Origin of the sequence: Mesorhizobium sp. M1182 (assembly GCF_040318335.1) — a bacterium.
GTDB lineage: Bacteria > Pseudomonadota > Alphaproteobacteria > Rhizobiales > Rhizobiaceae > Mesorhizobium.
The window spans coordinates 1-10,367 of sequence record NZ_JAMYMD010000062.1 but is presented as its reverse complement, the minus strand read 5'-3'; the positions used below and the strand labels follow the sequence as shown (position 1 = coordinate 10,367).

Sequence of the window (10,367 nt, the reverse complement as noted above, 5' to 3'; positions counted from 1 at the left end):
AAGCTGCGCAGGCAGGCTGGGATTGGCAATGGCTGGAAGGGGAGGGGGACGAGGCTAGGTCGGCATCGCCCATCTGCATGACGATGTCGATGATGTCGGGCAAAGCCGCGGCGCTTTGTGTGTGAAGCTTGTCCGAAATTCGTAGCATATTTCGGACATCTTGACCGTCACTTCGTCCGAAATCGGACCACAGATTTCGGACAAAGCCCCGGCATCAACCCGCCAATATCTCGATCTGCCGTCGCCGCTGCAAACGTCGCCTGTGAGAGCCGAGCCGCCTCTAAACTGGTCGTATATCCCGATTAATAATAAGAATGTAGTCAACTTCCATATTTTAGAGGGCACGCATGCTGCCACTCAACCGGCCTGATCACCACACAAAGTGAGGAAGAACCTGGTTAGGTGCAAAGCGACAATTGCCTCGACAGCGGGTCCCGGAAGGTTTATGCTGCCCAATCTTACCGCAATCCGAAATGGCGATTGAGTACCTTCACGAGTGAAGGGATTCCCGCGGTCTTAGAGATGAGTTGTCGAATGGCGCGAAGTCGCACAGAATCGCGAAGTCGCACAGAATCGTGTGTTTGATACCGATCAGGATCGCGAGCTATTTCAGGCGCAGAGAGGTCTTGCGCCCGATGCACGAGTTGCTCCCGGTCCAACGGAAGTGAATGGGGTGGAACTGCTTTGTCGACCAAATTGTTGACGGAACGTCCGGCGCCCATTGTTGCTACATGTCTGGATTCTTGGGGCGTTTTGGATGATGCAATCCACCATCTCACTCCAAAGGGCAGTGGAATCTGGAACAATGTCGCTTTTGTACGCAGGACATCCTTCGCGCCCGATTGGCATATTGTCTTTAACTCTGCTTCTATTTTTGGGCTCCCTGTTGATATCGAGGCGAGTCCAAACAGGACAATTTTTGCAATCGGCGAACCGCCGACGAAAGCTCATCGCGCATTTCATGAAGGGCAGGGGAAAAATACCATCGTCCTGACGTCTGACGCAGAGCTGGCTGCTCGGCAGAATGCAGAGCGCCGATTCGTTTTGTCTCCACCTATCACTCGGTCTTGGTCTGTAACAAAGACATATGACCAACTTCTGGTCAGCGAAGTCGTGGACAAGCCGCTTCGGCTCTCATGGATTACCAGTAACATCGCCCTGCTTAAAGGGCATCGATATCGGCTGGCGTTTCTGGAACGGCTGAGAGAGGAGCTCGATTTTGACCTGTTCGGCCGAGGTTTTCGGCTGATTGGAGATAAATGGGACGCACTCGCACCGTACCGTTACAGTATAGCTTTCGAGAATACTCGTGCTGATTACTATTTTACAGAGAAGCTTATGGACTGCTTCGTTGCTGAAACAATGCCGATCTATTACGGCAGCCCGGCAATCACGAGGTTCTTCCCTTCCGACTCAATGGTTCTGATTGACCCAGAGGACAAGAACGTAATCCAAAAAATTCAAGAAATCATCGACTCGGACCTCTGGAAGGAGCGTCGCGGCGCAATACAAGAGGCGAAGCGGTTGGTTCTTGAGAAATACAATACGTTTGCTTATCTCGCGGGCTTCATCGAAAGCGTTCACGATAAACCCTTACCGCCGGAAGTTATACACATCGGTTCGCCTGCGGTCGATTTTGGGACAGACGAATGAAGTACTACAACGCTCGCTTCGCGTGCCCGGCGGTTGGTGGTCTGGCGAGATCGGTACGGAGCGCTCGGCGGAGAATGCCTACCTGCGCAGACGGGCCGGCACGGGCGCACGAGGTCATGCGCCCCCGGCTGCCGCTGATCAGACGAACTGGGGAAGGCCAGGAACGGAATTGAGGACCTCGTCCACGAGTTCGTCGCCGGCATGTTCCTTGGCGAAGGCGATCGTCTCGTTGGCGATGGCGGCGATCTTTAGAATGCTGAGACCCTCACTCATCAATTGCTGGCCGAGCCCCATGAGGCCGCCTCCGCCCTCTGGGTCGTTGCCATGATACTTCGCCACTAATTCCGAAGCTCCGGGAATGGCCGCGATCATGCGCGCAACGGGACCGTCGGCCGCGTGGCGTTGCAGGAAACCCAGCATTAACCCAACGGCCTTCTCTGCGAGAGCCGGGCCGATGCCGGCACCAGTGGCGATGCGCGATAAGAATTCTTCCATGGCAGGGTTCGTCTCTCTTTAATGAGGTTTACACGGGGCCGGTCCGGCGCCCAAAGCGCCCTTGGCCGAACCACAATTGAACTCCACAAAAATAGGCCGGCGGAAGTGCTATTGCAACTGCGCGTAAAACCGCCTCTGTCAACGCAAGCTGCGTCGGACGTGCGTATTTCGCAAAAACGGGACAGTCGTTCCGCTAAATCGCGGACAGCAGTTTCACTAATTCGCGGACAGCAGGATGGGGTCGGCGCTCGGTTGCCTGGTTGAAGTCATTTGCGATTGATTTCGCCGTTTTCGGCGCCGGTCAAGGGCGGCGGTGTTTTTTGCTTTCTCATGCTGTCGCCTTCGAGGGTGATGCGATGGGCGTTGTGGATGCTCCGGTCGAGAATGGCGTCGGCTATTGTCGGCTCCGCGAATGCTTCATGATGCACCTTTCCTTGATCGCCTGGTCCGTTGCAGTCGGCGTTGAAGTTGATCGATCTGGTCGCTGGAAAGGTTTCCGCTTGGCCGCGGGCGTCACCATTTCTTTCCCACAAGATCCTTCAACGCGGCATTGTCGAGCATGGCGTCGGCCAAAAGCCGCTTCAGCCGCGTGTTCTCGTCCTCCAGAGCCTTCAGTCGCCGAGCCTCGCAGACATCCATCCCGCCGAAGCGGGCCTTCCAGTTGAAAATCGAGGCGTCGCTGACCCCGTGCTTGCGGCACAGATCGGCAACCGATACCCCGGCCTCATGTTCCTTCAAAATTCCGATGATCTGCTCTTCAGAGAAGCGGCTACATGTCCCTGGTCCTCTCGATGGGCCAGAACGAACTTCAAACCGGATTAGATAAGAGGGGCAAGGTCAAGGTCGATGACTCAACTGTTGTGTGGGGAGAGCTCTTACTTCTCATTCGCTCCAAATGCGGACGCGGCGCACGAGCTCGGAAGTTGAGATCCCGTAGCGATCGTGAAGCGTCGGCAGCGCGCCAGCGTCGAGGAACTCGTCGGGCAGGGCGATCTGGCGAAAGACTGGGGTCACTCTCTCGCGCATCAGCAGCGCGGCAACGCCTTCGCCAAGGCCACCAATGATGGTGTGGTTCTCCGCCGCCACCACCAGCCGTCCCGAACGGCGCGCGGCAGCGAGTATCGCCTCCGTATCCAGAGGTTTGATCGTCGGAACGTGCAGAACGGCGCAGCCGATCCTGTCGGCTTCAAGCGCCTTCGCGGCCTCCAGCGCGCGCATGGTCATCAGGCCGCTGGAAATGAACAATACGTCCGCGCCCTCGCGCAGCATTCGCGCCTTGCCGATTTCAAATGTATAGTCGTCTTCGTCGAGCACGACAGGAATCTTACCGCGCGAAAGCCGCATGTAGACCGGCCCGTTGTAGTCCGCGATCGCCTCCGTGGCCTGTTCGATGTCGAGCGCGTCGCAAGGGTCGATGATCGTCAGGTTCGGCATCCCGCGGAAAATCGCGATGTCCTCCGTCGCCTGGTGGCTGGGGCCGTAGCCGGTCGTCAGCCCCGGTAAGGCGCAGACGATCTTCACATTGAGTTTCTCCTCGGCGATCGCCATGCAGATGAAATCGTAGGCACGTCGCGATGCGAAGACGGCGTAGGTGGTGGCGAAGGGCGTAAAACCCTCCCGCGCCAAGCCGGCGGCGGCGCTCATCAGCACCTGCTCCGCCATGCCCATCTGATAGAAGCGGTCCGGATGCTCCTGTGCGAAGACATGGAGATCGGTGTATTTCGCGAGGTCCGCCGTCAGGCCAACTATCCCGGGCCGCTGGTGCGCCAGTCTGGCCAGTGTGTGCCCGAACGGCGCATTGCGTGTCGGTACGCCATCGGGCGCGATCGACGCGATCATCGCCGATGTGGTCTTGCGCTCACCGGCATTGGCGGCGTGGCGCGGCGCGAACTTTGACAACCTCAACGCGGACGTCCCTTTTCCAAAGCTTCGAGCGCTAACGTCCATTCGTGCGGTTCGACGCGGATGAAATGCGTGATGTCGCGGGTTTCCAGGAATGGCACACCCTTGGCCATGCGCGTATCGCAAACGATCACACGCGGACGAGGTTCCTTCAGGCCGCGCGCCATGTCGAAGGCCTTGCGGACCGCCTCGATGTCGTTGCCGTCGACGCGCTGCGCATGCCAGCCGAACGCCTCGAACTTGTCGGTCACCGGTTCGGAGGAGAGCATGGCCGTCGACGGACCATCGGCCTGCTGATTGTTGAAGTCGACAATGGCAATGAGATTGTCGAGCTTGTGGTGGGCGGCCGACATCGCGGCTTCCCAGGTCGAGCCCTCACCGAGCTCGCCGTCGGACAAAAGATTGTAGACGAAACTGTCGCTTCGCTTGCGCGTCAGCCCCATGCACATGCCAACGGCAATGCCAAGGCCGTGACCGAGCGAGCCGCCGGTGATCTCCATGCCGGGCGTGTATGGCGCCATGCCGGACATCGGCATACGGCTTTCATCGCTGCCATAGGTTTCGAGCTCTTCCTCCGGCAGCACGCCCGCTTCGATCAGAGCCGCGTAGAGCGCGATCGCATAGTGTCCGATCGACAGCAGGAAGCGGTCGCGTCCCTCCCACAACGTGTCCTCCGGCCGGTAACGAAGCGCATGGAAATAGGCGACGGCAAGCACGTCGGCGACACCCAGCGCCTGTCCGACATAACCTTGGCCCTGGACTTGACCCATCCGCACGGCGTGTCGGCGGATATGATAGGCTCGTTCGGCCAGGCTGACATTGCTGCCAGCGCCAGGCATCTCAAGCTCCGTTGTCCACTCAGCCATGGATTAGCATCCCACCGTTGACATCGATCACGGCGCCGGTGATGTAGCTGGCCAGATCGGAAGCCAGGAAGAGATAGGCGCCGGCTACGTCGCGCGCCTCGCCCAGCCGGCTGAGCGGGATTCCCTTGATGATGTCGGCGCGCATGGCGTTGGTCAGTTTGCCGCCGGTGATGTCGGTCTGGATCAGGCCCGGTGTGATGCAGTTGACGCGGATGCCTTCGGGACCGAATTCGCGCGCCATGGCCTTGGCAAGCCCCAGAACACCCGCCTTGGCAGCCGAATAGTGCGGGCCACCGAAGATGCCGCCGCCGCGCTGGGCCGAAACTGACGACATGCAGATGATCGAGCCGCCGCCATTTTCGCGCATGTTCGGGATGAATGCCTGGCTGAGATGGAGCACGCCGCGTAGGTTGACATCGAGGATGCGGTCCCAGTCAGCCGCGCTGATCTCCAGCGTCTTGACCGGCTGCGTGACGCCCGCATTGTTGCAGAGCACATCGATCCTGCCCAAGGTTTCTGTCACTTGCGCCGCCGCCCTCTTGCAGGCGTCGAGGTCCGCGACGTTGCACGCAAGGCCGATATGGTCGGGTCCAAGCGACGCAGCGGCGTCACGCGCTTGCCCGTCATCGAGGTCGAGTATTGCAACGCGGGCCCCGTGCTGTACCATCAGCGCTGCCGTGGAGCGGCCAATTCCCCGGGGGCCCGCGGCCCCCGAAATCACCACGGCCTTGCCCTTCAGCAACAAGTCGAACTCTCCTGCTATTTCTGTTTGCCGGTGATCTAAAGTCGGTAGAACCGGGCGGCGTTGTCATGGAACAGCGCGAGCCGCTCCTCGTGCGGGTGGGCGATCGTAATTTCCTTGAAGGCGTTCAAAATGGCGTCGAAGCTCGAGAACAGCTTGTCGACGGGGAAGTTCGTCGCGAACATCGAGCGGCCGACGCCGAAGGCTGCGATCGCCTCCTCGACATAAGGACGGATCGAGAACGTGGTCCAAGTCCAGTCGCCCATGCCGAGGCCCGAGATCCAGGCGACGTTCGGCGCTTGCGCTAACTGGTGCATGCCTTTTTTCCAGGCGCCAAAATGCTCGGCGCCGTCGACCTGCATGCCGGTGTGATTGAGAATGATCTGCACGTCGGGAAAGTCGCGCGCCAGTTCGAGGAACTCGCTCATCTGCGGATAGTAGAGCTGCGGGTCGAAGCTCAGCCCGCGCTTCGCCAGCTCCCGGAAGCCGCGCCGCCATTCGGGCGTACGACTGACCTCCGGCCGCGCCAGATAGGTCTTGGCGGGGTCGGGATGATAATTCATCGGCTGCCGCATGCCGCGGAAGTTCGGATATTCCATGTGGCGGTCGAGGAGGTCGCCGACGTCGGGTTGGGACAGGTCGGCATAGCCGACGATGCCATGCGGAAAGCCTCGCTTGTTGGCGATCTCCTGCAGCCAGCGCGTTTCCCCAACCGGATCGCCGGGATCGAGAAGCAGCACTTCGGCTCCGGTGGAAAGGGCACGAGCGATCTGGACGATCTGGCCTTCGTGGAGGGACAATTTGCGTGCCGGCATTATCGATGATCACTTCGCCGATCGCTGGGTCGATCTCCGAGCGCAGTTTCGCGCGTGCGGCGACGGCTGATCTGCCACCAGCCCGACCTCGCATGCACAATGCCGATGTTTTCCGCGACCGGACAGCTCGGGCAACAGCGCCAGCTCCTGATGCACCACCGCGATGATCGGGCTGTTGTGGTCGGCCTTCGACGAGGCGAAGCCAATCTCGCCGGCTTCGCGTGAGGTCAGCCCTGTGACGATGCGGATGAGAGTGCTTTTGCCGGCGCCGTTGCCGCCCAGGAGCGCGTGGATTTCGTCGGCCCGGACCTGAAAACTCACACCCCGCAGGACACGGGTTGCGTCATAACTCTTCTCGATATTGGCAGCTTCGATCAGGGGCTTCCTGGTCAATACCTGTCCAACTCCCGGCACGTTGCCGGCGCTACCCAAGCTTTGGGTTGAACTCGGCTCCATCCTGTATCTCCTTCCGGGACCACTGTGCGACCGATTGACATTCGGCTCAATTTTCGTTTCTTAACATTCTGTGTAGCTGAGCTTAACTGACGAGGACGAGGTCAGACATCAAGTTCAATTCGATGACGCATTTCGAGGCAGTCGCGCGGCTCGGCGGCGTGGCAAAGGCCGCTCAGGAATTGCAGGTGACACCTTCGGCGGTTAGCCAGCAGCTGCGGCTGCTCGAACACCAACTCGGGGTGCGGCTTTTTCAGCGCGAAAAGCGCCATCTCTCGCTCACGATCGACGGTGAGCGGCTCTTCCAGACCACGACCCAGGCTTTCGAATCCATACGCGAGGTGCGTAATGCCATTGTGCGGCAGCGCGAAAGCTTCCAGCTTAGCCTGCGCGTCAGTCCTTCCTTCGGCGAGAAATGGCTGGCGCCGCGGTTGGCCGAGTTCAGCAAGGGCTATCCGAGCTGGAATTTGCGCGTCGACGCCACGCCCAATTTCTCGGATTTCGAAACGGAGGTCATCGATCTCGATCTTCGTTATGGCGACGGCGGCTGGGCCGGCCTTTATTCGGATTGCGTCGTCAACGATCTGATCCTGCCGATGTGCTCGCCTTCCTATCTTGCCGAACTGCGCGCGATCTCACCGGATCCGCGCGAGCAGCTTCGCCATGCGCGGTTGATCGACAGTGTGAAGGCCTATTTCCGGTGGGATTATTGGCTGCCGTGCAACGGTATCCAGGGCGCCCGCATGACGTATCCCTATCGTTTCGACCGTTCGTCAATGTCGGTTCAACTGGCGAAGGACGGTGCAGGTGTGGTCCTGGAAAGCACATCCATCGCATTCGAGGACCTGGTGTCGGGTTCTCTGGTTCCGGTCTCGATAGAGTTCGAGGTCATCGAGTTTCCGGGATACTGGCTGGTCTGTCCTTCGCGGCATATGAACCGGCGCGCGGTTCGCCTGTTTTCGGACTGGGTGTCACGCGTGGGTAAGCGCGACACCGATCTGGCTCGCCGGTTTCTGGCGGATAAGCAACTGCGCATATCGTTCGAACGACGGCCTCATTTCGGGGCACGGGATGACAAAGCGGCGCCAATGGCGTGAACAGTTCGGCGTTCAAGACATGGCAAGACGAAGATTGACAACACGTTGCGGTTGAGGAGCTGGCAAAACGCAGGCTGTGTGCAAGCGAATGGGTTGGCCCCGCTTTTCATTTTCCGCGTAGCCTGTGCCTGCGGCTGCCCGCGCGACAAGGCGTTGGTGCACAAATGTGGCATTAGGCACAATCAGCTCTTTGATGCCGCCTGCTATGTCGGCCTTGCCGGGCTGCGAACGGACTCCGGGCGTGCGCACGCCGTCATGCGGTTGAGAACGGCGCAGCCGATGGCGACCTCGGTCTGCTGAGCCGAAAAGGAGCGGGCTCGCAGGCGACGTCCGATCAGCCCCTTGTAGCGCCCGACGGCGGTCTCGATCAGGGCGCGCTTGCCATAGCCGGTGGACGCCTGCCAATTCAGCCTTCCATCATTGGCGATCGCCGTGATGTGACCGTCCCTTTGACCGGGTGGTCCGGTGTCATCACTCTCCACGGCCGTTGAACGTGGCGGGATGACTATCCTTGCGGTGACGCTGTGTTGCAGCACCGCGCAGTAGGTGGGACCGCCATCATATGCTCCGTCGGCCGTGAATTGGTCGATCTCTGCATCGATCCGGTCGAGCAGCGGCTTCACCTGCGAGGGATCGTCGCCGTCCTGGTCGGTCAGACAATGGGCGATGATCTCGCCGCTGTCGGCATTGAGAACCAAATGCAGCTTGCGCCAGGTCCGGCGTGATCTGGCACCGTGCTTGTCTTCCAGCCATTGGCCGGCGCCGTAGACTTTCAAATCCGGTGCTATCGATCAGCACATGCAGCGGACCGTCCTCGGGATGCCGCTGCCGCTTGGCCGATGGTTCCCATATCTGCGCCCGGCGGCTTAGCGTCGTGTGATCGGGAACCGGTAGATCAAGCCCCATCAGATCGAGCAGCGAGGTCGCCAATCCCTCGCTCTGGCGCAGACGAAGCCCGAAGACGCATCCCAGTGTCAAGACCGCCTCGATGGCGAGATCGGAATAGCGGGGCTGGCCGCCGCGGGTCGTTCTTCGCGGCGCATGCCACCTGGCCAAGGCTTCTTCTGTCAACCACAGCGTCAGACTGCCGCGCCGCGGAAGGCCCGCCTCGTATTCCGGCCAGTTTGTCACCTTGAATTTCATCTTCGCGACTCGGTGACGGCGGCTGGCATTGACGACAGGGGCGGCGCACCATGGTCACGGCCGATACCCCCGCCATGTGGCTCGTGCTGGAAGCCCTCGGCCCAATGTCAGCTAAACAGATGACGGCCACCGGAGAGCATCTGATGGGACTTATCCAAGCGTTGTGCCCGGGGTGCGCGAATCGAAACCGCGCGGATCGACGAGTCCACTACATCTCGTGTCCCTTAGGGCATGGCCCCACCTTCCGGAAAAACACCCCACTCAGCCCTGTCCGGATCTGGCGCTCCTTGCTCGCTCCGCTGGCCTACACAGTTGATTGCGAACGACCCAGAACCGCTCTCGAAAACGAGCGTCGAACGAAATCAGATCACCGTTTGTTCTCCCTTAGCGTTGTTTGGCGTACTTTTATCGCGATGCCCTCTTGTGGGCCGTGCCATAACGCAGTTGATGATCATGCCTGACTACGAAGCGTCGGCCGCCGATAGTCTGGATACAGCGCTCGCTGTGCTCGATGAGGTATTGTTATCGCCTGAGATCTGACCGCCTCATCCCAGCGGACAAAACGGGGCAGGGGGGCGGGCTTTTCAGAGCCCGGACGCCTTGGTGAGATTGACGCGGAAACGATCGCGCCGGCGCTGATACTTTCGCGTCATCTCGGCCGAGGCGTGACCGAGCTGCTTTTGCACATAGCGCTCGTCGACCTCGGCCGAGGACGCGAGGCCGGCGCGCAGCGAATGGCCAGCAAACTTTTGACCGCGTTCGCCCTCCGACAGATCGCCACGCACGCCGGCTGCGAGCGCCGTGCGCTTGACCAGGCGTGCGACCTCCTGGTCGTTAAGCCGATCGGCGCCGACTCTTTTGTCTTGCCCTATTACCCTTCGGAACAAAGGGCCATGGCCGATCCGCGCCAGCTTCAGCCAGGTTTGCAGCGCGACCACCGGGCAGGTGGCGTCGGAGGAGCCGCGGCCGACCTCGACCTCGCGCCAGCCGGTTTTGCCGCGCAGGGTCACCAGCACGCCCTTGTCAGGAAAAAACTCAATCCAGCCAGAAGAATCCTCGGTCTGGTCGCGACCAATGTCGAGGCCGACGATTTCCGAGCGCCGCAGCCCACCGGCAAAACCCAAAAGCAGCATGGCGCGGTCGCGCAGCCCGCGCAGCGTGCCGCGGTCGAGGGTCTCGAACATGCGATCAGATCCTCGGG

The 10,367-nt window shown here is 60.3% G+C and carries 8 protein-coding genes and 4 pseudogenes; 2 read left to right on the top strand and 10 right to left on the bottom strand.

Annotated features, from left to right (window positions below):
• Window positions 1–684 precede the first annotated feature (684 nt).
• Complete coding sequence (locus NKH33_RS32755; protein ID WP_352453731.1) at window positions 685–1,653, top strand: glycosyltransferase family 10 domain-containing protein; 969 nt, start codon at window positions 685–687, stop codon at window positions 1,651–1,653.
• A 138-nt stretch (window positions 1,654–1,791) separates the two neighbouring features.
• Here the strand turns inward: NKH33_RS32755 and NKH33_RS32750 are convergent, their stop codons facing one another.
• From NKH33_RS32750 to NKH33_RS32715, 8 genes and pseudogenes are all read right to left on the bottom strand, one after another.
• Window positions 1,792–2,148, bottom strand: coding sequence for a hypothetical protein (locus tag NKH33_RS32750; protein ID WP_352453730.1), 357 nt, complete (start codon window positions 2,146–2,148; stop codon window positions 1,792–1,794).
• Between the two features lie 266 nt (window positions 2,149–2,414).
• A pseudogene (locus NKH33_RS32745) lies at window positions 2,415–2,570 on the bottom strand (ATP-binding protein); the annotation flags it as partial.
• A gap of 71 nt (window positions 2,571–2,641) precedes the next feature.
• A pseudogene (locus tag NKH33_RS32740) lies at window positions 2,642–2,967 on the bottom strand (transposase); the annotation flags it as partial.
• A gap of 63 nt (window positions 2,968–3,030) precedes the next feature.
• On the bottom strand, window positions 3,031–4,053 hold the full coding sequence (locus tag NKH33_RS32735; protein WP_502902221.1) for a transketolase family protein: 1,023 nt from the start codon (window positions 4,051–4,053) through the stop codon (window positions 3,031–3,033).
• Complete coding sequence (locus NKH33_RS32730) at window positions 4,050–4,889, bottom strand: transketolase (RefSeq protein WP_352637640.1); 840 nt, start codon at window positions 4,887–4,889, stop codon at window positions 4,050–4,052. The genes NKH33_RS32735 and NKH33_RS32730 overlap by 4 nt, the downstream gene beginning before the upstream one ends.
• A gap of 19 nt (window positions 4,890–4,908) precedes the next feature.
• Entirely contained in the window at window positions 4,909–5,661 is a 753-nt protein-coding gene (locus NKH33_RS32725; RefSeq protein ID WP_352453729.1) for an SDR family NAD(P)-dependent oxidoreductase, read from the bottom strand.
• 35 nt (window positions 5,662–5,696) lie between these two features.
• The gene (locus tag NKH33_RS32720; protein WP_352453728.1) at window positions 5,697–6,473 is read right to left on the bottom strand and encodes an amidohydrolase family protein; all 777 of its coding nucleotides are present in this window, start codon (window positions 6,471–6,473) and stop codon (window positions 5,697–5,699) included.
• A 9-nt stretch (window positions 6,474–6,482) separates the two neighbouring features.
• The gene (locus NKH33_RS32715) at window positions 6,483–6,866 is read right to left on the bottom strand and encodes an ATP-binding cassette domain-containing protein (RefSeq protein WP_352637634.1); all 384 of its coding nucleotides are present in this window, start codon (window positions 6,864–6,866) and stop codon (window positions 6,483–6,485) included.
• A 185-nt stretch (window positions 6,867–7,051) separates the two neighbouring features.
• Here NKH33_RS32715 and NKH33_RS32710 point away from each other — a divergent pair, with 185 nt between their 5' ends.
• Window positions 7,052–8,023 carry a LysR substrate-binding domain-containing protein gene (locus NKH33_RS32710; protein ID WP_352457357.1) on the top strand — a complete coding sequence of 324 codons (972 nt, stop codon included), beginning with the start codon at window positions 7,052–7,054 and terminating at the stop codon, window positions 8,021–8,023.
• A gap of 203 nt (window positions 8,024–8,226) precedes the next feature.
• On the opposite strand, the pseudogene NKH33_RS32705 reads toward NKH33_RS32710, so the two are convergent.
• Together NKH33_RS32705 and NKH33_RS32700 are read right to left on the bottom strand one after the other, a co-directional pair.
• A pseudogene (locus NKH33_RS32705) lies at window positions 8,227–9,166 on the bottom strand (IS5 family transposase).
• Between the two features lie 584 nt (window positions 9,167–9,750).
• A pseudogene (locus tag NKH33_RS32700) lies at window positions 9,751–10,367 on the bottom strand (site-specific integrase); the annotation flags it as partial.

Excerpts from the sequence above, each read along its gene's own strand:
- NKH33_RS32750 (WP_352453730.1), bottom strand. The coding sequence starts at position 2,148 with ATGGAAGAATTCTTATCGCGCATCGCCACTGGTGCCGGCATCGGCCCG.
- NKH33_RS32730 (WP_352637640.1), bottom strand. The coding sequence starts at position 4,889 with ATGCCTGGCGCTGGCAGCAATGTCAGCCTGGCCGAACGAGCCTATCAT.
- NKH33_RS32720 (WP_352453728.1), bottom strand. The coding sequence starts at position 6,473 with ATGCCGGCACGCAAATTGTCCCTCCACGAAGGCCAGATCGTCCAGATC.
- NKH33_RS32710 (WP_352457357.1), top strand. The coding sequence starts at position 7,052 with ATGACGCATTTCGAGGCAGTCGCGCGGCTCGGCGGCGTGGCAAAGGCC.